A 23,284-nucleotide genomic window follows, 5' to 3' on the forward strand; every position below is an offset into this window, starting at 1 on the left:
GCCCTGTTTCAATACCCGCGTTCCAGGCGGTCATCCTGGTACTCCCCCGCCTGAAGGCGTTGAAGCCCGGCCCGAATGGAGGCGACAACGCCCTGCGCTTCCGAGGCGCTGGCAGTGTGAGGCGTAACCAGAACCCGCGGGTGAGACCAGAAAGGGTGCCCCAGGCGCAGGGGTTCAACAGAAAACGCATCCAGCGAAGCCCCAGCGATATGGCCGCTGTCCAGCGCGGCCAACATGGCGTCCTCGTCCAAATGCTGCCCGCGACCAAGGTTGATGATCGAGGCTCCAGCTGGCAGCTTGGCAAACAGATCCTCGTCCATAATATTCTGGGTGGCCGGCGTCAGCGGCAGGACGTTGATCAGGATGTCACTGCGGGCCAGAAATGTATCGCGGTCCGTGTCCAGGAAATGTTCGACACCCGGCTCTGGTGGTTCAGGCGCGCGACGTGACAGGCTGGCGGTCGGATAGCCAAGCGCCGCGATGCCTTTTGCTACCGCGCGCCCCATCAGCCCAAAGCCCATGACCCCCACGCGCCGCGCCAGCGGTGACCGGCCAAACAGCGGCCGGTTCCAGACTTCATTGGCCTGATCTCGCAAATGCAGATCCATACGACGGTGATGCCAAAGAACGTGAAACGCCGCAAAGCCGGCCATTTGCAGCGCTTGGTCATCATCCTCGACCCGCAGCACCGGCAGCCCTTTGGGTAAGGAAGGGCACGACAGGATCGCATCAACCCCGGCGGCAACGGAGACGGCCGCCTTCAGGTTTGGATACGGGAGAAAAGCGTCCTCTGGAGGCCGGAAAGTCAGCAAAAACTCGACCGCTGACGGGTCCGTGACCTCTTCTGGGCGCAGCAGCGTTAGCTCGGGCGCATGTTCTGCAAACGCCGCACCGTGGAATTCGAGGATATCGAAGCCCTCATTGATGACAACGCAGATCATGTACCACTTCTCACGTCTTGTTCTGCGGCCCATTCCGCTCCGGGAACCGCTGCCAGGAGCTCTTGGGTATAGCTCTCTTGCGGGGTCAGGAAAATGTCGTGCACGGGTCCGATCTCCACCAAACGTCCTGTTTGCATTACCGCAATGCGATCGCACAGCTGGGCAGCAACGCGCAAGTCATGGGTGATAAAAAGGATCGAAAGCCCCATTTGCGCCCTTAGCTCCCGTAACAGATCCAAGACCTGCGCCTGAATGGAAACATCCAGAGCCGACACCGCCTCATCCGCGACAATCAGATCCGGATCCATAGCCAGGGCGCGCGCAATGCCGATCCGCTGCCGCTGCCCGCCTGAGAATTCATGCGGGAAACGGTTGGCGGCTTCCGCCCCCAGACCGACAATATCCAGCAGCTCGTGGGCGCGTTTGATGGCTTCGGCCTTGGGTTTTCCCATCGCCATCGGTCCATCAATCAACGCCCTCAACACCCGATGGCGTGGGTTGAGTGAGGCATAAGGATCCTGAAACACCATCTGAACCTTATTGCGCTGACCGCGCAGTTCCTCTTCGGACAGGGCCGCAAGGTCGACACCATCCACCAGCACGTTGCCGCTGTTCGGCGTGACCAGCCGGACAACGGTCCGGCCCAGGGTGGATTTCCCCGACCCGCTTTCGCCAACCAGACCAAGGACCTCTCCACGGGCAATGGTCAAAGAGACATCATCGACCGCGCGCACCTCTCGTGCGTCGCGAAACCAACCACCGCCGGTGCGATAGGTCTTGCGCAGGTGCCGCAGTTCCAGAACCGGCGTTTCCTCCAAAACGCGCGCCTCTGGCAGTTTTCCGGTTGGAAACGCATCGAGCAGCCGCTTGGTGTAGTCATGCTGCGGATGGCCCAGCACCACGGGAGCAGGCCCGCGTTCGACCACCTTGCCTTTGTGCATGACAATCACCTTGTCAGCAATTTCAGCCACAACTCCAAAGTCATGGGTGATGAACATCACCGACATGCCCCGCCGTTTTCGCAGATCCAATATCAGGTCAAGGATCTGCGCCTGAGTGGTGACATCCAGCGCAGTTGTCGGTTCATCCGCAATCAGGATTTCAGGCTCCAGGGCCAGAGCCATGGCGATCATCGCCCGTTGACGCTGCCCGCCTGACAATTGAAACGGATAGGCGCGCATGATCTTCAGCGGATCCGGCAACCCAACTTCGCGGATCAGGGCCAATGCCTTTTCCTGATGTTCATTTCCGGTGAACTTGCCATGGGCGGCAAAGACTTCTGCGATCTGGTCCCCGATCCGCATCAACGGATTAAGCGCGGTCATCGGCTCCTGGAAGATCATCGCAATACGCGCGCCCCGCAGCGCCTGATGCGCAGCCTCAGGCAGATCCAGCACGTCCTGCCCATCGAACAGCGCTTGACCGCCAGCAACAGTAACACCCGTCGGCAACAAGCCCATCAAGGCATTTGCGGTCATCGACTTGCCCGAGCCGCTTTCGCCAACAACACATAGGATTTCACCTTTCTTCAGGATCAGGCTCATCTCTTCGACAGCAAAAGGACGATCCGCACCTTTGGGCAGCGCGATCGTCAGACCCCGAATATCTAGAACAGAGGTCATGCGTGCCCCTTTCGGCTGAGATGCGGGTTAAGCGCGTCGTTGAGCCCCTCCCCAATCAGGTTCAGCGCAAGCACGGTCAATACGATGGCAACGCCGGGAAAGAAGCTGAGCCACCAGGCAGACCGGATCACGGTGCGCGCCGCTCCAATCATATAGCCCCAACTCATGATGTTGGGATCGCCAAGGCCAAGAAAGGACAAGGAGCTTTCCAGAAGGATTGCAGTGGCCACCATCAACGACGCCAGAACAATGATCGGGGAGACCGTGTTGGGCAGGACCTGTTCCACCAGGATCCGCCGCTTGGAAAGTCCCGCCAGACGGGCCGCATCGACAAATTCGCGGCTTTTGACAGCCATAACCTCGGCCCGCACCAGACGGGCCACGGGCGGCCAGCTGACAATTGCAATGGCAAGCGTGATGGATGTCAGCGTGGGTTCCAGAATAGCAACCAGAACGATGGCAAGGGCGAAATTCGGAATGGTCTGGAAAAACTCGGTAAAGCGCATCGCCCCTTCATCCACCCAACCGCCATAAAACCCGGCCATTGCGCCAAGAGGAACGCCAATCAACAGCGCCACAACGGTTGAGACCAGACCGACCAGCAGCGACACACGGGCGCCATGGACCAGACCTGCCGCCACATCACGCCCCAATGTATCAGTCCCCAGGACGAACCCATCCATTGCCATCGGCTGCAGGAAGGGGCGTTGCACCATGGCCCAGGGACCACGGGGATAGATCAAGGGGGCGCATATGGCTAGCGCGATGACGATAGTCAGGATCAGAACGCCGATCATAGCGCCCTTGTGGGAAGCAAATCTGCGGATCATGTTCGGGCTCCGATCCTAGGGTCGACCACGCGATAGATCACATCGGTCAGAATATTGAAGATGATGACCATCGCGGCTGACACCAAAAAGACGCCAAGGATGGTATTATAGTCCCGCGCGGCGAGGCTTTCGAACATCAGCCGTCCAATGCCGGGCCAGGCAAAAACCGTCTCGGTCAGGACGGCACCGCCGACCAGCTGCCCCGCCTGCAAACCGGCCAGTGTGACCACCGGCAGGATCGCATTGCGCAGGATATGGCGGCGGCGGATGACCGGGCCGCTCAACCCCTTGGCCTTTGCGGTACGGACAAAGTCCATCTGACTGACTTCCAGCATCGAAGCCCGCGTCATCCGCATGTATACGGCCATAAAAAACAGCCCCAATGTGGTGGCAGGCAGGATGAGATGTTTCAGAATATCCCATACGCGCGCCAGACCGGTATAGTCGGCTCCAACCGTCTCATAGCCGAAACCGGGCAACCAGCCGAGCTGTACCGAAAAGACCAGAACCGCCATCAACGCCGCCCAATAGAGGGGTGTTGCGTAAAACAAGAGCGCCAATGTTGTCAGCAGGCTGTCCGAGGCCTTTCCAACCCGCGCTGAAGCTGCAACGCCCAGCGTAATACCAAACGTCAGCGAGATCACAAACGCTGTCAGCGTCAGCAGCAATGTGGCCGGCAAACGGTCTTTGATCAGGTCCAGAACCGGGGCGCCCTGACGGAAGGAATAGCCAAGATCCAGAGTCAGAACATTCGAGACATAGTTCCAAAGCTGCACGTGAAACGGTTGATCCAGCCCGAACCGGGCGCGCAACTGCGCAATCATCTGTTCATCAGCCGCGCCGGCTTCGCCAGCAAGCACCGTGGCCGGGTCTCCTGGTGCCGCGTGGATCAGAAAGAAATTCAAAGCGGCAATAGCCAAAAGCGTCAAAGCGGCCTTTAGCACTCTGCCGAAAACTACGGTGAGGGCAGCCATTGGCGGCGATCATCCTTCGCTATCGGGAAAATGGGAATGACCCGCGCATCAAACGCGGGCCAGGGAGAGCAAACTGGAAATTACTTCTCGATCCAGGCGTTGCGCGGGCCGTCGTTGATCCCGATGGCCGTTGTCACCAGATCCTTGATCTCGCAGCGATAGATAGTCGGGAACTCCAGCTCCAGAAGCCAAGCAACCGGCACGTCATCCACGATGGCTTTCTGAATGTCCGCATAGGCACCGGCGCGCGCCGAGGGATCTGCCATGATGGCCGCGGCCTCCCATTTGGCATCAAGCTCTTCATTCACATAGCCTTCGACATTGTTCCAGGGGGATCCTTTGGCAATGTTGGAGGCCACGTAGCTGCGCGATACGCCCAGCGCCGGATCGCCATATTGGTAGAGATATGTAAACGCCATATCGTAATCCCACTGGGCGGTCTTCTCGTTCCAGCCAGCAACATCTGTGGCGTCGATTTCTATAGAGATCCCCACTTCTGACAGGTTCTGGCGCACCGCTTCGGCCCAGCGCTGCCAGGTTTCCCCATAAGGCAAGGGCAACAGGCGCACGGGTTCACCTTTATATCCCATCTCCTCCAGCAGCGCCTTGGCCTTGGCCGGATCGTGATCATAAATGTTCACATCATCCGAATAGAAATTGGTTTTCGAAGACACCGGCCCCGTCGGAACCTTGCCGAACCCGTTCCAGACCACGTCCTTCACAAAGTCCCGGTCCATGGCATACATCACAGCCTGACGGAAACGCTTGTCAGCGGTCGGGCCCTCGCGGTTGTTCAGCCACATAAACGCGTGCGGCGCAAAGAACTCCCAGCCCTTGCCGGTCGAACAGACCCCATCCATCGCCGTCAGGCGTGGCACGTCCCAGTTTTCAACCGAGCCCCCGGGAAGCACGTCAACTTCGCCAGTCTCAAAGGCCACCGCGCGCGACGCCGCGTCAGGGATCACCCGATAGAACACCTCGTCCAGTTTGGGCAGGCCGTCGATATAATAGTCATCGTTTTTGACCAGTTTGATATGGCTGCCCTTTTCCCATTCGGCAAATTTGAACGGGCCGGTGCCAATAGGCGTCGCGTTTGCAGGGTTGTTGGCGTAATCAGTGCCGTCATAGATGTGTTTGGGCACAATCGGCATGGTGCCGGTTTCAAAGATCGAAATGAAAGGTCCAAAAGGTTCGTTCAACTTGAACACAACCGTCTGGTCGTCCGGAGCGGTAATACTGTCTACATACTTCAGCGACGCCCGCAGACGCGCATGGGTTTCACGCAGGAAGACATCCGCGGAGAACACAACATCCGCCGAGGTAAACGGCGCACCATCATGCCACGTTACGCCCTCCTGCAAGGTAAAAGTATAGGTCAGACCGTCCTCAGAAATGTCCCAGGACTTGGCAAGGCTCGGCTGCGGTTCAAGATCGGTATCATAGCGCAAAAGGCTCTCGTAGATGTCACCTGCCACCAATTGGGTCGGCCCGTTTTGCACCAATCCCAGCATCAGCCCCGGCGGTTCCGGCTGGACGACGATATCCAGACGCCCGCCGGCATCGGCAGCAAAGGATTGCCCGGCAAGGGCTGCGGCTATCAGAAATGTCGTAGCTTTCAGATGTTTCATTGTCTTCCCTGTCATTGGTTTTTGTGGGGTGCCCAGGTGGTCCAGGGTCGCATTATTGTTCGAAATTGGGGGCTTCGCGCTTCAGCTGTCGCAGGATTGCCGCCCATTCAGGATCAGGCAGACCGTTGGTTTCGATCTTGTCGTACATGCGTTCGTATTGGAGCGCCGTGTGCTCTGCGACGTCATCCGGCAAGACGATGGGTGTCAGACCCATACCCAAGGCCGCGACCTGGGCCTTACAGGACCGTTCAAGATTGAGCGCATACTTCACAGCTTCCGCAATGGAGCGCCCCAGAACCAACGTGCCGTGGTTGCGCAACAGCATGATGGATTTCTCACCTAGATCCGCCACGATCCGGGCGCGCTCCTCAAGATCCAGTGCAATCCCTTCATAATCGTGAAAGGCAATCCGGTTGTGGAACTGTGCAGACCATTGGTTCAGTGACAGCAGGCCCTCCCTGACCGAGGACACAGCAACCCCGGCCTCAGTATGGGTGTGCAGGACACAGACGGCATCGTGGCGCGCCATATGCACAGCTGAATGGATTGTGAAACCAGCCGCATTCACCCCCGCGCCATAGGGGTCATCAATCACTGCGCCCGTCTCGTCAACGGTGACCAGGTTCGACGCTGTCACCTCTTCAAAGCGCAGGCCAAATGGGTTCAGCAGAAACCGGCGCTCCCCTTCTGGCCCGTCCGGCAAACGTGCAGAAATATGTGTGTAGATGCCGTCGTCCATGCCCAAAAGAGCGACCAATTGATATGCTGCGGCCAAGTCTCGGCGTAATGTGGCGACGTCCGTTTTGCTGTCGAGCATATTTGCTCCTTTTCTCGTTGTTGGGTCCATTAACGATGCAGCAATGATTCATGTCAAGAAATTGTCGACAATCGACAAAAAGGTATTTAATCTGACAGCACCCTGCCCAAAGAGCATTCAAAGCATGAAAAAAAACGATACCCCGGCGCAGTTTCAGCCCCTTGGCCGCGATGGTTTGGTGGAGCGCGTGGCCAATACGCTGAGCGATGCGATCATCAAGGGCCAGTTAAAGCCCGGCGACAGGCTGTCAGAATCCGTGATTGCGCGCGAAATGGGGTTGAGCCGCGCTCCGGTGCGGGAAGCGGCGCGCCTTCTCGAAAGTTCGGGTCTGGTCGCCTATCAGCCCAATCGCGGCTTTTTTGTGCGTAAGATTTCGGCGCGACAGCTGGATGACCTTTACGAACTTAGAATCGCTATCGAAATCGCGGCGGCCCGGCGCGTGGCACGCGAAGCGGATGACGACATGCTGGCGGGTCTGCGCGACCAGTTGCAAACCCTGAAAGACGTCTCCAATTCAGAGACCGACATGCACAAGCAGGTTGAAGCCGACATGGAGTTTCATCGCCGCATGATCCAGGCCTCAGGCAACCCGCGTTTCCTGAATATCTTTGATCAAATCGCGCGGGAGACCGAACTGAGCATTGTAGTGATCGGCAAGTTATACGGCGATCCACAATGGATCGCAGAGACCCATATCCCCATCCTGGATGCACTGGCCGCACGTGACGAGGCCCAGACCGTTGCAGCCATTGAATATCACATCGGAGAAGCACAACGTCTGGTGACGCAGCAATTCCGAGGCCTTGAGGACAGTTGAAGACATGAAATGCTTTTACGCACCCGAAACGGAACGGCATAATCCTCAGTTCCGCCTGACCCATGGCCGTCCCAGCAGCAACGCCGAACAGCCACGCCGGGCCGAACTGTTGCTGGAGGGTCTGCGGCAGCTGGGGCTGGAAACGACGTCTCCTGAAAAGGCACCTCGCAGCGCCTATGAAGCCGTGCATACACCAGAGTTTCTGGCCTTCCTCGAGAACGGATGGGCCGAGTGGCAAAAACTACCAAACGCTGCCGAAGAAATTGTTCCCAACCTCTTTCCGCAAAAGGCGAGCTCGACCTATCCCGACAGTATCATTGCAAAGGCAGGCTGGCATTTGGGCGATGCCTCGGCCCCGATCGGACAACATTCCTGGGAGGCGACATGTCGGGCTGCCGACTGTGCCGTGGCAGCGGCCAATGCAGTTTTGGCAGGAGAACCTGCCGCCTATGCTTTGACACGCCCGCCCGGACATCACAGCAGCAAGGACACTGCGGCCGGCCATTGTTTGATGAATGTTGCGGCCATTGCGGTCGAACAGCTGCGTCAAAGCCATGACCGCGTGGCGACCCTTGATATTGATGTCCATCACGGGAACGGCACCCAGGCGATCTTTTATGACCGCAGCGACGTCCTGACCGTTTCCATTCATGCTGATCCTTCGGACTACTACCCCTTTTACGTGGGCCACGCCCATGAAACCGGGTCTGGTAAGGGTGCGGGGTACAATCTAAATCTTCCCCTGCCCCGCACAACCACAGACGATCCTTGGCTTGAAGCTATTGCCGTTGGAATTGAAAGGATCAAAGAGTTCAATCCCGGCGCGCTTGTTGTTTCGCTGGGCCTGGACGCGCATGAAAACGACCCGCTGGACGGGATGAATATCAGTTGGGACGGATTTCGTCGCGTCGGAAATGACATACGTTTTGTCGAAATCCCAACAGTTTTCATCCAGGAAGGCGGCTATCTCTCTAAAGACCTGACCACCTCGCTGGTCTCATTTTTCTCAGGTTTCCTGGGGCGTGAATGAACACCCCGCAATTCTCACCTACTCAGCAGAAGCGTGACATCATGACCAAGATCTCGAATTCCCTGCATGCCACCGATGTGGCGCACTCAATCCACCCTTACACCAACGCGCGTCTGCACGAAGAACAGGGTCCGCTGATCATGACCCGCGGCGATGGCGCCCGCGTCTATGACAGCGAAGGCAAGGAATATATTGAAGGGCTGGCAGGGCTTTGGTCCGTGGCTGTTGGCTTTTCCGAACCGCGGTTGCGCGAAGCTGCCATGAAGCAAATGGAAGAGCTGCCATATTACCATTCTTTTGCTCATAAGGCGAACGAACAGGCCATCCGGCTTGCCGAAACCCTGTCTGAGATGACACCTGAGAGCCTGAACCGCGCGTTTTTCACCAACTCGGGCTCCGAGGCCAATGATACCGTGATCAAGATGGTCTGGTTCATGAACAACGCCTTGGGCCGCCCGGGAAAGAAGAAATTCCTGTCGCGCAACAAAGCCTATCACGGGATCACTGTCGCCTCTGGCTCCCTCACCGGTCTGCCCGGAAACCATCGCGATTTCGACTTGCCGGCAATCCCGGTCACCCATCTGACCACACCGCATTTCTGGCGCAACGGTGCCGAGGGTGAGAGCGAAGCAGAGTTCACAGCGCGGTTGCTTAAGGAGCTGGAAGATACAATCCTGTCTGAGGGCCCGGAAACCATTGCTGCCTTTATTGGTGAGCCCGTAATGGGTGCGGGCGGTGTGATCACGCCCCCCGAAGGCTATTGGCCGGGCGTGGCTGAGATCTGCCGCAAATACGATATTCTGCTGGTCGCAGATGAGGTGATCAACGGTTTTGGCCGTCTCGGCACGACCTTTGGCTTCGAGAAATATGGCTTTACTCCGGATATTCTGGTTCTGTCGAAACAGCTGACCTCATCCTATATGCCGCTGGCAGCCATCATGGTCAGCGATTCAGTTTATGACGCAATTGCGGACAACACGGCAAAGCTGGGCACTTTTGGGCATGGCTATACAACATCTGGCCACCCAGTGTCCTGCGCCGTTGCGCTGGAAAACATCAAGATCATTCAAGAACGGGACCTGATCGGCAACGCGGCCCGGCTGGAGCCTTTGTTCCAGGGTAAGCTGAAGGCATTGGCAGACCATCCTCTGGTTGGGGAAGCCCGCGGTGTTGGCCTGATTGGCGGCTTGGAACTGGTTGCTGACAAAGCAACAAAAACAGCCTTTGAACCGGCCGGGTCGATGGCAGCGCGCGTTGCCAAAAATGCGCAGGATGCAGGCCTGATCTGCCGGAACATCTATGAAACCATCGCCCTTTGCCCGCCCCTGATGGTGACTGAAGAAGACATCGAGATCATCTTTGCGCGTCTCACACTGGCATTGGACCAAGCCGCCGAGTGGGCCCGCGGTGAAGGCCTGCTGTAACACGACACTTTTGCGGCCGGGCCCCTGCCCGGCCGCTGAGTTTTCGACACTGCCGCAACTGCATCACGACCCGTTTTCCGGCCTTGTAAATTCCAGAGTGTTTTGGTAGGGATTAATCGCCCAGCCAAATCGCCCTCCCGATCCGCCCGGTAGTTTCAGGATTTTGGACATCCAGGCGAAAGGGTCGGCAGTGAAGCACCAAAAGAAATTTGAAGATCAGTCCGGGTACGATCCCCAAAAGCCCGGAACACGGCGCCCCAAAGTGCATTTCCCAGGCGCTTGCAAACGGACACCATCCGATAAAGAGCGTAGCTTTGCCCAATCCGGGGCGGATCAGGATGAATTCATCTGCATCCAGATTGCCCGTCATTTCTTTTGCACCTTCAGCACGCCCCACAGTCAGGCCTGGATGAAAGCCATGACCACGGCCGAGGAGCATTTCGATTATTGCAATGGCCCGGTCATCGGCTCTCTTGTCGCCCGTGTTCTGGACGCCGTCCGTCAGTCCAGGCGCTCCTGCTTTATGTTCAACAACCCAAACTGCAGCAACTGCTCTGCGGTTCTGACCGAACATGAACGCCGACTGCTTGACGCGCTGAAATCAGTACGCCGAGGACGCACCAAACGAGCCGAACTGGAGTTGATGATGTTGTGCGAAGGAAACAGCACCGCGCGCATCATGATGTGGCTGCGGGAACTGGCATTGGCCTTGCCGCCGTTGCAACAAACGGTTTTGAACTGAAATTTCCGCGCCTTTGGTTAGGCGGCCCCGAACCGGGCAGAGCGGCCCCTGAAAACGAATGATGTCGGAGCGTTTCCCACTTTGCTCCACTGACACAACGATGGAATGCAGGCTCAGTTCGGTAGTTTTTCTCCCCAGCGCGCCCGCAGGCGGTTTTCACCCGGGACATCTGTGCGCAGTTCGCTTTGGATCAGCTGCGCGCGGTGCTCGAACACATTTTCATCTGTAAACGGCTCACCATCTGCGCGGGCCTGGCCGATCAGGCGACGTGTCCGCCCGCGATCCGCCGCAAGATTTGAAATTTCGTAGGCCAGCATTTCGACATCATCAATGGGAACCAAAACCCCACCGCCATGTGCCGAAATCAGATCCTGCGCATAAGAGCTTTCATATCCCACAATCGGGGTTCCGTTGCTGAGCGCTTCGATCAGGCAACGCGGGCTTTCGGGTGTCTTGTGGCAGAACATAAATACATGAGCGCGGCGCAATTCTTCCAGCACCTGCCCATGATCCGAAACGAACCCCGGCAAGAAGACATGGTCGGACAAACCCGCACGGGCGATCCGCGTGCGCATCTGCTCCAGCTCGTCCCCAACCCCAAGCCATGTAGCGCGAAAGTTCACGCCCATGACATGCAGACGTTCAAGCACAGCCACCCAATCCAAAGGCCCTTTCATAGCATCTGCGCGACCGGCATAGACGATATGCAGCGCCCCATCGTCAACCGCGTCCATTTTGGCCACAAGGCGTTCAGCCGAGATGTGGTCTTCGGCGCGGATATGGATATCATGCACAAGATGCGGGTTTGAACTGTAAGGGCTGTAGGCATCAAATGTGTCTTTGCCATGAAACAGACCCAAGGCAGCCATTGAAACCACCTTGTGCTCTAACATCACCATCGGACGATAGGTCAGCCGCGCGCGCCAGCGCTTGCGTCGGCTGGGGTCTTTCAGGTCCTGGCGCACCACCTCGGACTCCACGCGGTCGGTCCAGACTGCAAACCGGCGTCTCTGACTGCGGGCTTCAAAGGCTGCCACCGCGCCCCAATCGCCAAACAACCCCCCGATGGCAAAGCTGAGATATTCTGCCTGTTCGATCAATTCACCAATCATCTTGCGGGTTTGACGGTAGGCCTTCAGGAATTGATCGGGACGGTAGGCAGTGGGCAGCGGTTCAATGCGCACCCGCTGGAGCGCTTCCATGTGGTCCCCGGCAGGCAGCCATCCGACCGGCGGCGGCGCAGTGTTGACAGGCATCATGGCAATGACTTCAGAAAAATGGCTCGCCCAAAGCCGCAGACCATTTATGGCCTGACGTTCGACATAGAGCGCACCACCAAACCGATAAACCGGTACGGGAGCATAGATCAGTAGACGCCCATCGGCAGGTGATCTCTCAATGTCGCGCATTTCAAACTCTCCACTAGACCTCTTTGACATGAGGGATATATTATTTCTCCCCGGTGTCGCTGATGTCCTGAAACTAAAACAACTTTACCCACATTATACGGGCCTAGCGTTTAATTCGAGAGCATAGAATATCCGCAGAGTGCGAAGAAGGGACGCAAAGGGCGCAGGCAACTATTCTGATTTGCCAGAAATTTAACGCTTCGCGGTCCAACCCCTCCATAAGATGTGCCCCAACCCGTCCCGCAACGCCGTTTTTGAGAGCCACAGCCACCCGCGCGTCACTGTGACCGCCAGAAATATGCAGCTAAGAATTGCACCAAGGCGGCGTCTGTTTTACACGGGGGCCATGAGAACTGCCAAAAACGGATGCAAAAGCATCAAGACAGGGCTGGCTCAGATCGTCCACAGCGTGGGTTTTTCCCGCGCCCCGTCCAACCGCCTCCGTTATCGCTGAAAGGGTATGGAACATGACAAACACCTCTAACCCCGATATTTTGTATACCATTGTAGACGAAGCGCCCGAGCTGGCCTCCGCTTCGTTCTTGCCAATCATCCGTACCTTCGCCTCGGCGGCAGGTGTCACAGTCGGCACCAAGGACATCTCGCTTGCTGGCCGAATCATCGCGACCTTTCCTGAAAAGCTGACCGACGCACAGCGTCAGGATGACGACCTGGCCGCATTGGGTGAGCTGGTGAAAACGGCCGATGCCAATGTCATCAAACTTCCGAACATCTCGGCGTCGGTTCCACAGCTGGTTGCAGCCGTCACGGAATTGCAGGCCCAAGGCTATGACATTCCGAACTACCCGGAAGATCCCGCCTCCGACGAAGAGAAAGAGATCCGCGCACGTTACGATGCCATCAAAGGCTCGGCTGTGAACCCGGTTCTGCGCGAAGGCAACTCGGACCGTCGTTCGGCCAAAGCAGTGAAGAACTACGCCCAGAACAATCCGCATTCGATGGGGACCTGGGACAGCGCGAGCAAGACCAAAGTGTCTTCCATGCCGGGCAATGATTTTTATGCCAACGAAAAATCTGCAACCATCACCGCCGCACAAGCAGGTGACACGAAGATCGAGTTCGTTGCTGCTGATGGATCTGTAACCGTTTTGAAAGACGGCTGGTACCTCGACGAAGGCACCGTCGCGGACGCGACCTTCATGTCCGCCAAGGCGCTCGCCGCTTTCCTGACCGAAGCCATTGAAGACACCAAAGCCGACGGCACCATGTTCTCGCTTCACATGAAAGCGACCATGATGAAAGTGTCGGACCCGATCATCTTTGGCCACGCGGTCAAAGCATGGCTTGGCCCGGTCTGGGAGAAACACGGCGCGGCGATCGCGGCCGCCGGTGGCTCTGCGAACTCGGGCCTCGGTGCGGTTCTGGCCGCCATCGACACCTTGGACAACGCGGATGAGATCAAGGCAGAGATCGCAGCACTGGAGCGTCCGTCCATGTATATGGTCGACAGCGACAAGGGCATCACCAACCTGCATGTGCCGTCCGATGTTATCATCGACGCCTCCATGCCGGCTGTGATCCGCGCTGGCGGCAAAGGCTGGGACGAGACAGGAGCCAAAGGCGACACCAACTGTGTGATCCCCGATCGTTGCTATGCAACCGTCTATGACGAAACCATCAACTTCTTCAAAGCCAATGGGGCATTGGACGTAACCACTGCCGGTTCCGTTGCAAACGTTGGTCTGATGGCGCAAAAGGCCGAGGAATACGGCTCCCACCCGACCACATTCGAAGCGCCCGCCGACGGCGAAATCCGCATCGTTCTGGCCAATGGCGAGACCCTGCACAGCCACGCGGTTGAGGCTGGCGACATCTGGCGGTCCTGCACCGTAAAGAAAGCCCCGATCGAGAACTGGATCGAGCTGGCAATGGACCGTCAGCGTCTGACCGGTTCCGAGGCAATTTTCTGGCTGGACGCAAACCGCGCCCATGATGCAGAGCTGATCAAATACGTCACCCCTGCCCTCGAAGCCGCGGGCAAGGCGGATCTGTTCCAGATCCTCGCCCCGCGTGAGGCAACGGCTCAGTCGTTGAAAACCATCACCGCAGGCAACGACAGCATCGCCATCACCGGCAACGTGCTGCGCGACTATCTCACCGATCTGTTTCCAATTCTGGAACTGGGCACCTCGGCCAAGATGCTGTCGATTGTGAAACTGATGCAGGGCGGCGGTCTGTTTGAAACCGGTGCCGGTGGTTCGGCTCCGAAACACGTGCAGCAGCTGGTTGAAGAAAACCACCTGCGCTGGGATTCCATGGGTGAATTCTGCGCTCTTGGCGAAAGCCTGAACTTCCTGGCTGATGTCAAAGGCAACGCCAAAGCAGGCGTTCTGGGCGCAGCCGCCGAAGTGGCAACCCAAGGCATCCTGGACAACAACAAATCGCCCTCGCGCAAGGTTGGCCAGCCGGACAACCGCGACAGCCACTATTGGTTTGCACGCTACTGGGCTGAAGCCCTGGCCGCGCAATCCGACGATGCCGATCTGGCGGCGCATTTTGCACCTATCGCCGAGGCGCTGAGCAGCAAGGAAGAAGCGATTCTGTCCGAACTGGCAGCCGCACAGGGCAAGGCTGCAGATATCGGGGGCTACTATCGCCCGTCAGTTGAGAAGAAGGCAGAAATTATGCGTCCCAGCGGGACACTTAATGCCATTATCGGCTAATTTCTAAGAAGCTAAAATCTTAACTAGATTTAGAAGTCCCATCCGGAAACGGGTGGGATTTTTCATAATCCATCATTTTTTCGCGAAAAATAGGTACTTTGAGGCAACTTCAGCTTCCGAGTTACCACTTTTCAACGTTTCAACCAAGCGCACACAGTAAACGCATTTTCTTTTGTGAATACGTTTAAACACACCATTAAGAACCTCTCCTTACGTTATCCGAAGTGAATTTTCTCTTTCGCCCAATGAGGATACGTAAAGAATGCCTGCTTTTTTGCACAAACTGTCCCTGCGTATCTACGCAGGTGCTGCGATGGCCCTGCTGCTGGCGGTTGGGATGAGCTTTCTCTTCTCTCAGCAAGTCCGCAAAGCAACCTACGACATGCGCGAATTCGAGCTCGCTCGCTTGACAGACACTGCGGCCAGCGTTCTGGCTGACCTCGACGCGCAGGTTGAAGCGGGAACAATTTCACCAGAAGAAGCGCGCAAAGAAGGGCACGACATCCTGAACGGCATGCGGTTTGAAGGATCGGGATACTTCTTCGTCCTGGACCGTGAAAATCGGATCCTCGTTCACCCCTTCAGACAAGAGTGGCTAGGCCAGGATAAGTCCGACGTAAAAGATGTAAACGGTTTGCCTATTTTTGTCGAAATGAACAAGATCATTGCAGAAAAAGGCAAAGGCGCGCTGACCTATTGGTTCAACAAGCCAAATACGGACATCCCGGAGCCAAAACTGAGCTATGTGCAAATCTATGAACCCTGGGGCTGGATCATTGGCACGGGAAGCTATGTAAATGATGTGGAGGCAACCTTGGCCTCTATGCGCAACAAACAGGCTGTGGTCTTTCTCATCGGTCTGGCTTTGGTCGTCGTGGTTGCATTTCTGGCAGCACGCAGCGTGATCAAGCCCCTGGACGGGTTGAAAAACCGCATGTCCAAGATGACCGAGGGTGACATCCAAACAGAGATTCCCTTCACTGAATTTCGCAGCGAATTGGGTGAGATTGCGCGATCTGTCAGCGTCTTCCGAGACGGTTTGCAGCGCCAGCAAGAACTGGAAGCGGATCAACAGATCCAGACCAAAGAAATTTCCCAAGTCATCGATGTCCTCAGCAATCAGCTGGCAAAAATGTCCAAGGGTGATCTGGACATCAAAATTGCCGCTGCTTTCCCGGAGCAGTATGAACAGCTTCGGAACGACTTTAACAAAACACTGGATCAATTGCAGAATACGATCTCTCAGGTCATTGATTCGGCTGCCTCGATCCGAAATGGCGCGGCTGAAATCAGCCAAGCATCGGATGATCTGTCTCATCGCACAGAAAGCCAGGCAGCAACGCTGGAAGAAACAGCTGCTGCGCTGGATGAGTTGACCACAAGTGTTCGCTCAGCAGCAGAAGGCGCGCGTGGGGTCGAAACTACTATGGGTGAGGCGCGCAATCAGGCCGAAGTATCCGGTGAAGTTGTGCAAAATGCCGTCGCTGCCATGACCGAAATCGAGAAAAGCTCAAGCCACATTGCCCAGATCATCAGCGTTATTGACGATATTGCGTTCCAAACCAACCTTCTGGCGCTGAACGCCGGTGTTGAAGCCGCTCGTGCTGGCGAAGCCGGGCGTGGTTTTGCGGTTGTGGCCTCGGAAGTACGCGCACTTGCACAGCGATCATCTGACGCGGCGATGGAAATCAAAAAGCTGATTTCGGACAGTTCGCAACAGGTGGAACGCGGGGTGGATCTGGTGGGCAAAGCCGGGGAAGCACTGGAGCAGATCGTGGAGCGTGTCAGCCATATCTCCACACTGATTTCTGGCATTGCAGAAGGCGCCGCGGAACAATCAACGGGTCTGGCCGAGATAAACACCGGCATGACACAGTTGGATCAGGTCACACAGCAAAACGCCGCAATGGTAGAACAGGCAACCGCAGCCGGGCACATGTTGAATAGCGATGCAGGCAAACTTGCGGAACTGGTGTCCTATTTCAACACGGGAAAAGGAAGGCAACCGGCCAATACTGCAACGGCACCTAAATCTCCTCCTACGGCGCACGGCCAGGGCGATTGGGAAGACGAATGGAGCGAAGACCAGCCAACGGCGGCAGCTGGCGGCGGCAAAACCTGGCAGGACTTTTAACCTCACCCGGGACATTTCAAGAAAGAGCGGTCGACCAGTGGTCGGCCGCTTTTCCCTTTTACGATAGCGCGATTATCCAACCCTCATTGTCGGCCGCGACAATCCACGCGCGAAAACAATCACTTCCGGACAATTAAAACAAAATATCAGACCCAAAACCAAACGATACCCACGCGCTATCCAACTCTTTTTATAAGGCATTAACCCCTACCGGCTAGCCCTGTGACAACCCGCAACGAACGGCGGGGCGACTTTATTGGAATTCTTCCACTCGTAGGAAACACCAGGAAATGCCAAGACTCTTCCACAAACTACAAACGCGCATTTACGCCATTGTTGTGATTGCAATCGCAATGGCGCTCGCGCTGACCTTCATCATGCTCACGCTTGCTTCCAATACTGCGCTTGAAAAACGCAGGACGGAACTGCACCAACTGGTTGAGATCGCTATCAGCAGCCTGCAAGACTTGGACAATAAAGTCCAAGCCAACGAGATGACCCTGGCCGAGGCCCAGGAGCAGGGTCGCATTGAGATCGACAAGTTGCGCTATGGCAAAGCAGGATACTTTTTTGCCTATGATCACAACCACATCAACAAAGCACATGGCGTACGCCCGGATTTTCCTGGCACGGATCGGTCAGGAATTGTGGACAAGCGCGGCACCTTTATCGTCAAAGAACTGGTGCGGATCGGTGCAACCCAGGGCGCAGGAGACCTGACGTATTACTTCCCGCGCCCCAACAGCGAGGTTGTCGAGCCCAAGCTTGGATATGTGATAAATTTTGAACCGTGGAACTGGGTCGTTGGAACAGGCAGCTACATCGAAGATCTTGCCGCAGACGCGGCAAAAGAGCGAAATGCAGCATTGGTCGTCTTGGCCACTGGCCTGATGGTACTGATTGCGGTCAGCTACCTTCTGACCCGCAGCATTACCGTGCCGCTACAAGCTATAAATGGACGCATGCAGGATCTTGCAGATGGTGATGAGAGCTCTACAGTTCCCTGCCTCGCAGACGCCAGCGAGATCGGTGCCATGGCACGCACCCTGGAAATCTTCCGCAGCAAGCTACAGGCACAAAGCGTGCTAGAAGCTGAGCATAAAGCCGAAGAAGAAGCCCGAAATCAGGTTGTCGACACATTACGCACCAATTTGGCTACCTTGTCCAAGGGGGATCTCGCCTCACGAATTGAACGCGCCTTCCCGGAACAATACGAACAGCTGCGCGCGGATTTCAACACAACAGTGGAGCAGTTGCAAAACACAATCTCTCAGGTTGTGGATGTGTCCAGTAGCATCAGAAACGGTGCAAGCGAGATCAACCAATCCTCTGATGATCTGTCCCACCGCACCGAAAGCCAGGCCGCGACCCTGGAAGAAACGGCAGCAGCCCTGGAAGAAATGACCACCAGCGTTCGATCAGCCGCAGAAGGGGCCCGAAGCGTGGAAACCACGATGCAGGAGGCGCGCCAACAGGCCGAGGCCAGTGGGGAGGTTGTACAAAACGCCGTTGCTGCGATGACCGAAATCGAAAGCAGCTCCAACCACATCTCCCAAATCATCGGTGTCATCGACGACATCGCGTTCCAGACCAACCTTCTGGCATTGAACGCCGGAGTCGAAGCCGCCCGTGCAGGTGAGGCAGGCCGTGGCTTTGCGGTTGTAGCAAGTGAAGTGCGCGGACTGGCACAGCGATCATCGGATGCGGCTATGGAGATCAAGACGCTGATTTCCAACAGTTCACAACAGGTGGAACGTGGCGTGGACCTGGTTGGAAAAGCCGGCGACGCGTTGGAGCAGATTGTCCAGCGCGTGAGCCATATTTCCACTCTGATTTCCCGCATCGCAGAAGGCGCAGCCGAACAATCCACCGGATTGGCAGAAATCAACACCGGCGTCACCCAATTGGATCAGGTGACCCAACAAAATGCCGCAATGGTCGAACAGGCCACGGCGGCGGGGCATATGTTGAATGCGGATGCCAGCAAGCTCGCAGAGATGGTTGCGCATTTCAACCTGGGGCGCGCCTCTCCCGTCGACCGGCAAAGCCAGAGCCCGTCAAAAGCCCCCCCTGCCCCTACTGCCCATGGAACCCCCTTAGACAGTTGGGACAGCGACCCGGTTCAGCAGCCAGCCAAAGCAGCAGGCGCAGGAAGCGACCCCTGGCAGGACTTCTGAGCTAGGTTTATCATTCCAATAAAAGACGGGCCGCCCCACAGGAGTTGGCCCGCCTCTCCTCGACTAAACCGTGAGATCGCCCCGCAAGTTAATGAATAATAAAGGTTTTAGGAATTTCAAAAGAATTCTCCAGAACCGTGATTTTTTGCAAAAAACCTCTTGCGCCCCTTCGGCACAAGCATTAGAACGCCCCTCACAAACGCTGGGATGTAGCCAAGTGGTAAGGCAACTGTTTTTGGTACAGTGTACCGTAGGTTCGAATCCTACCATCCCAGCCAATTTTCTCCATTTGTGCCGTCCAGCTTGAATTTAGATTTATCCAGCTTGAACACGCATTTTGTCCAGCCAAGACTTATACTTCACGCGATGTAAGCACCTGCGGTGTTGAGCGTCTTCCATTGACGCGCGGCGCAAAAATACCTCTGAGACCTGAAAGTAATGTCGCTGCGGTTTTTCTGATCGCCGAATTGCCGCCCGAGCCCCCTCCAGCTACACTTCTCTCAAAATAGATAAGGAAGCCGATGGCCCATTGGTACACAGCAGATCCGCATTTCGGCCATTCCCGGATCATCGAGTTCTGCAAACGCCCCTTCAATTCAACCGAAGATATGAACGCAGCGCTGATCCGGAACTTCCAAAACTGCATCGGGTTTGACGATGACCTCTGGATACTCGGCGATTTCGCCTTTGGACAGTCGACAGATGCGGCACAGTTCAAAAACTGGTTTCACTGTCTGACGTCAGCGCCTATGGGTCCAAATAGCGGGATTTGCTAAGAGAGTGTTTGTTGCTCATCGTAGCCACTGAGGAGTGGAAGATGAGAAAAACAACGAAGAGCCCTGGCGAAAAAATCGTCAAAGATATCAAGCGCGCCACGCGCAAACATTATTCCTCTGAAGAGAAGATCAGGATCGTGCTTGATGGCCTGCGTGGCGAGGACAGCATTGCTGAGCTGTGCCGTCTTGAAGGGATCTCACAAGGCATCTACTACAAATGGTCCAAGGACTTCACGGAAGCGGGTAAAAAGCGGCTTGCTGGGGACCTGAGCAGGCTGCGAGCACGGACGAGGTCAAGGCACTGCGTCGGGAGGCTAAGGATCTCAAAGAGGTCGTCGCAGAGCAGACGCTTGAATTGCGTCTTCTCAAAAAAAGCATGCTCGGGGATGGGGGCGACCACGAATGAGGTATGCCGCATCAGAGAAACTGGAGATCATCCGGCTGGTCGAAGAAAGCCACCTGTCAGCGCGTCGGACGCTGGCTAAGCTCGGCATTCCCCGCACCACATTCTACCGCTGGTACGACCGGTATCTGCAGCGCGGCGAGGCTGGATTGCGGGATCAATCTCCCACGCCGAAGCACGTCTAGAACCGGGTCCCCACTGAGGTGAAACGCAAGGTTGTCGATCTCGCGCTCAAGGAAACGGAGCTGTCGCCACGCGAGTTGGCGGTGACCTTCACCGATCAGGAACGCTACTTTGTGTCGCAATCCACGGTGTATCGCACACTCAAGGCGCATGACCTGATCACCAGCCCTGCCTTCATCGTGCTCAAGGCAGCCAATGAGTTCCAGCATAAGACGACGGCTATCAACCAGCTTTGGCAGACAGACTTCACCTATATCAAGGTCCTTGGTTGGGGCTGGTTCTATCTCAGCACGGTTCTCGACGATTACAGCCGTTACATCGTCTCGTGGAAGCTCTGCACGAACATGCGCACAGAGGATGTGACAGATACTCTGGATTTAGCGATGCAGGCATCTGGCTGCGACCGGGTTCATGTCGTTCACAAGCCGCGCCTGCTGAGCGACAACGGTTCGAGTTACGTATCAGGTGATCTTGCAGAATGGTTGAAAGACAAAGGCATGAAGCACTCGCGCGGCGCGCCATATCATCCGCAAACCCAGGGCAAAATTGAGCGATGGCATCAGACGCTCAAAAACCGCATCTTGTTGGAAAACTACTTCCTACCGGGCGATCTCGAAGCTCAGATTGAAGCCTTCGTCGACCACTACAATCATCAGCGCTATCACGAGGGCATCAACAACGTCACACCCGCTGACGTCTACTTCGGACGTGACAAAGCCATTCTAAAACAACGCGAAAGAATCAAACAAAAGACACTCGAAACGCGACGCTTGCATCACCGCAAACACGCCGCATAATCAAACCAATAAGATGAGCCAAACTCTCTCTTAGATTAAGCCGCTCTTGGTCCCCAAAACCCTGACGACGGACAGCCGGGGCAAACATCTGACTATCTCGGTTTCGATCAGGTCATGGCCGACAATCTGCCAGAGCCCAAGGTGCTGCTGGCCGATCGTGGCTATGATGCTGACCGTATTCGAAAAAAAATGAACAAACGTGACATCCTAACCCAAATCCCGATGCGTAAGACCCGCAAGATGCGCGTCGGTGTGGATCACACGATTTATCGGCTACGCAACATGGTTGAGAGATGCTTCAACAAGCTCAAGAATGCTAGGCGCGTCGCAACACGATACGACAAGACTGCAGAAAGCTATCTAGGCTTCATCGACATCACATCGATCCGCCTTTGGCTGCGCCATTTGTCAACATGACCTAAATCATCCATGTAGCAAAACACAGAAGCGGCCCGAAGGCTAGAGCTCGATCTCTCCGCGCTACACGGCTTGGCCAGAACGCCATCAGAACTGCATCGCTGAAGGACGCCATCATCACCACAGTGATCGTCACCGAAAACCCGCACAGCAAGCCGATACCCACCACCAGTTTCACATCGCCAAAACCGCTTACATCGAACCAGGCAGCCCCTGGGAGAACGGGTACTGCGAAAGCTTCAATGCCGGGTTCCGGGATGAGTTCCTGAACGGTGAAATCTTCTACAGCCTGCGCGAGGCGCAAATCCTGATCGCAGAATGGAGGAAACACTACAACACGAAACGCCCACATAGTGCTCTGGGCTATCGCCCTCCGGCTCCGGAAACCATCGTCCAGATGGACCAAAGGCCAATCATGCACTAACAATCGAATTGGACCACTAAGGTGGGGCTGATCAGGGAGATGCGCACGCCGGACCGCCGTAAACAGCCTGTCCATGCGAAAGACGTGAACTGCGATCCCTGATCTGTATTCATGATCTCCGGCATTCCATATTTGGCCATTGCCTCATTCAATGCCTCAACACAGAAGTCGGCCTCCAGGGTATTTGAGAGACGCCATGCCAGTACCGTGCGGGTGTACCAGTCGATGATCGTCACCAAGTACAAGAACCCGCGCCGCATGGGGATGTAAGTGATGTCAGATGCCCAAACCTGATTGGGCCGTGTCACGCGCAGCCCCTTCAGCAGGTGGGGATAGGTCTTATGGCCCTTTGCAGGCCTGCTGGTGTTGGGCTTTTGATAAATCGGCATCAAACCCATGAGCCGCATCAGCCGCCTAATCCGCTTTTCATTGACCAGATGCCCGTCGTTGCGCAGATGCCAGGTCATCTGACGCACACCAAAGAACGGGGTTTCCAGAAACTGTTCGTCGATCTGACGCATCAACATCAGGTTCATCGCAGTCTCGCCCTTGGGTTGGTAGTAAAACGACGACCGTGAGATCGACAGCAACTTGTACTGCGTCCCAATCGACAGTTCGGGATTTTCCTTTTCGACCATGCCGCGCCTCACTTCAGGCCCCAAAGCGTGAGCCTTCGTGACAAAAAATCATTGGCCACCGCCAGCTCCCCAATCTTAGCGTGCAGCTCTTTCATCTGCTCTTCGTCGATCTCTGGGTCTTTCTTACCGCCCCGCTCGAACACGCCGGATGCTCCCTCAAGCAGCGCCCGCTTCCAACCGTGGATCATGGTCGGATGGACGCCAAACTGGCTCGCCAACTCCGATACCGTGCGCTCACCCTTCAGAGCTTACAGGGCGACTTTCGCCTTGAACTCAGGGCTGCGGTTCTTCCATTTCGACATCTCTGATCCCCTCTTCGTCGAAGATCAGCAGACAACAAATCATAGCTTACCTCAGTGTCCCAATTTCGGCGGGAGCTCAAACCAGCCCAACAACTGAAAAATCCTGAAGTTTGCG

At 56.1% G+C, this 23,284-nt stretch carries 17 protein-coding genes, 1 tRNA gene and 3 pseudogenes; 12 read left to right on the plus strand and 9 right to left on the minus strand.

The window, feature by feature from the left end:
- Positions 1-8: 8 nt before the first annotated feature.
- The 6 genes from ACXAEW_RS02510 to ACXAEW_RS02535 form a co-directional block, all read right to left on the minus strand.
- Positions 9-941 carry a 2-hydroxyacid dehydrogenase gene (locus ACXAEW_RS02510; protein WP_474939813.1) on the minus strand — a complete coding sequence of 311 codons (933 nt, stop codon included), beginning with the start codon at positions 939-941 and terminating at the stop codon, positions 9-11.
- Positions 938-2,563, minus strand: a complete 1,626-nt coding sequence (locus tag ACXAEW_RS02515; RefSeq protein WP_474939814.1) for an ABC transporter ATP-binding protein — start codon at positions 2,561-2,563, stop codon at positions 938-940. The genes ACXAEW_RS02510 and ACXAEW_RS02515 overlap by 4 nt, the downstream gene beginning before the upstream one ends.
- Entirely contained in the window at positions 2,560-3,393 is an 834-nt protein-coding gene (locus ACXAEW_RS02520; RefSeq protein ID WP_474939815.1) for an ABC transporter permease, read from the minus strand. Before ACXAEW_RS02520 ends, ACXAEW_RS02515 begins: the two co-directional genes overlap by 4 nt.
- A complete protein-coding gene (locus ACXAEW_RS02525; protein WP_474939816.1) occupies positions 3,390-4,367 on the minus strand; it encodes an ABC transporter permease in 978 nt (325 codons plus the stop codon). The genes ACXAEW_RS02520 and ACXAEW_RS02525 overlap by 4 nt, the downstream gene beginning before the upstream one ends.
- 80 nt (positions 4,368-4,447) lie before the next feature.
- On the minus strand, positions 4,448-5,995 hold the full coding sequence (locus ACXAEW_RS02530) for an ABC transporter substrate-binding protein (protein WP_474939817.1): 1,548 nt from the start codon (positions 5,993-5,995) through the stop codon (positions 4,448-4,450).
- Between the two features lie 52 nt (positions 5,996-6,047).
- Positions 6,048-6,812, minus strand: a complete 765-nt coding sequence (locus ACXAEW_RS02535; protein WP_474939818.1) for a class II aldolase/adducin family protein — start codon at positions 6,810-6,812, stop codon at positions 6,048-6,050.
- Positions 6,813-6,936: 124 nt separating this feature from the next.
- On the opposite strand from ACXAEW_RS02535, the gene ACXAEW_RS02540 reads away from it, so the two are divergent.
- From ACXAEW_RS02540 to ACXAEW_RS02555, 4 genes are all read left to right on the plus strand, one after another.
- Entirely contained in the window at positions 6,937-7,629 is a 693-nt protein-coding gene (locus ACXAEW_RS02540) for a GntR family transcriptional regulator (protein ID WP_474939819.1), read from the plus strand.
- A gap of 4 nt (positions 7,630-7,633) precedes the next feature.
- Positions 7,634-8,659: a histone deacetylase family protein gene (locus tag ACXAEW_RS02545; RefSeq protein WP_474939820.1), complete on the plus strand. Its 1,026-nt coding sequence runs from the start codon at positions 7,634-7,636 to the stop codon at positions 8,657-8,659.
- A gap of 41 nt (positions 8,660-8,700) precedes the next feature.
- Positions 8,701-10,083, plus strand: coding sequence for an aspartate aminotransferase family protein (locus ACXAEW_RS02550; RefSeq protein WP_474942983.1), 1,383 nt, complete (start codon positions 8,701-8,703; stop codon positions 10,081-10,083).
- 190 nt (positions 10,084-10,273) lie between these two features.
- Positions 10,274-10,825 (plus strand): hypothetical protein, encoded by a 552-nt coding sequence (locus ACXAEW_RS02555; protein WP_474939821.1) that lies wholly within the window; start codon positions 10,274-10,276, stop codon positions 10,823-10,825.
- A gap of 113 nt (positions 10,826-10,938) precedes the next feature.
- Here the strand turns inward: ACXAEW_RS02555 and ACXAEW_RS02560 are convergent, their stop codons facing one another.
- On the minus strand, positions 10,939-12,234 hold the full coding sequence (locus ACXAEW_RS02560; protein WP_474939822.1) for a glycosyltransferase: 1,296 nt from the start codon (positions 12,232-12,234) through the stop codon (positions 10,939-10,941).
- Between the two features lie 467 nt (positions 12,235-12,701).
- Between ACXAEW_RS02560 and ACXAEW_RS02565 the strand changes: the two genes are divergently transcribed.
- The 8 genes and pseudogenes from ACXAEW_RS02565 to ACXAEW_RS02600 form a co-directional block, all read left to right on the plus strand.
- Complete coding sequence (locus ACXAEW_RS02565; protein ID WP_474939823.1) at positions 12,702-14,918, plus strand: NADP-dependent isocitrate dehydrogenase; 2,217 nt, start codon at positions 12,702-12,704, stop codon at positions 14,916-14,918.
- 262 nt (positions 14,919-15,180) lie between these two features.
- The gene (locus tag ACXAEW_RS02570) at positions 15,181-17,052 is read left to right on the plus strand and encodes a methyl-accepting chemotaxis protein (RefSeq protein WP_474939824.1); all 1,872 of its coding nucleotides are present in this window, start codon (positions 15,181-15,183) and stop codon (positions 17,050-17,052) included.
- A 290-nt stretch (positions 17,053-17,342) separates the two neighbouring features.
- Complete coding sequence (locus ACXAEW_RS02575; RefSeq protein ID WP_474939825.1) at positions 17,343-19,229, plus strand: methyl-accepting chemotaxis protein; 1,887 nt, start codon at positions 17,343-17,345, stop codon at positions 19,227-19,229.
- 203 nt (positions 19,230-19,432) lie between these two features.
- A tRNA-Gln gene (locus ACXAEW_RS02580) sits at positions 19,433-19,507 on the plus strand.
- 243 nt (positions 19,508-19,750) lie between these two features.
- The gene (locus tag ACXAEW_RS02585) at positions 19,751-20,005 is read left to right on the plus strand and encodes a hypothetical protein (protein WP_474939826.1); all 255 of its coding nucleotides are present in this window, start codon (positions 19,751-19,753) and stop codon (positions 20,003-20,005) included.
- 41 nt (positions 20,006-20,046) lie between these two features.
- Positions 20,047-21,388 (plus strand): annotated as a pseudogene (locus ACXAEW_RS02590) (IS3 family transposase).
- A 75-nt stretch (positions 21,389-21,463) separates the two neighbouring features.
- Positions 21,464-21,805 (plus strand): annotated as a pseudogene (locus ACXAEW_RS02595) (transposase); the annotation flags it as partial.
- A 181-nt stretch (positions 21,806-21,986) separates the two neighbouring features.
- Positions 21,987-22,229 (plus strand): annotated as a pseudogene (locus ACXAEW_RS02600) (integrase core domain-containing protein); the annotation flags it as partial.
- Here the strand turns inward: ACXAEW_RS02600 and ACXAEW_RS02605 are convergent.
- Together ACXAEW_RS02605 and ACXAEW_RS02610 are read right to left on the minus strand one after the other, a co-directional pair.
- Entirely contained in the window at positions 22,226-22,867 is a 642-nt protein-coding gene (locus ACXAEW_RS02605; protein WP_474939827.1) for an IS3 family transposase, read from the minus strand. The pseudogene ACXAEW_RS02600 and the gene ACXAEW_RS02605 overlap by 4 nt on opposite strands.
- An 8-nt stretch (positions 22,868-22,875) precedes the next feature.
- Complete coding sequence (locus ACXAEW_RS02610; RefSeq protein WP_474939828.1) at positions 22,876-23,085, minus strand: transposase; 210 nt, start codon at positions 23,083-23,085, stop codon at positions 22,876-22,878.
- Positions 23,086-23,284: the final 199 nt, after the last annotated feature.

This window comes from Epibacterium sp. ABZ3_068, from assembly GCF_056159265.1.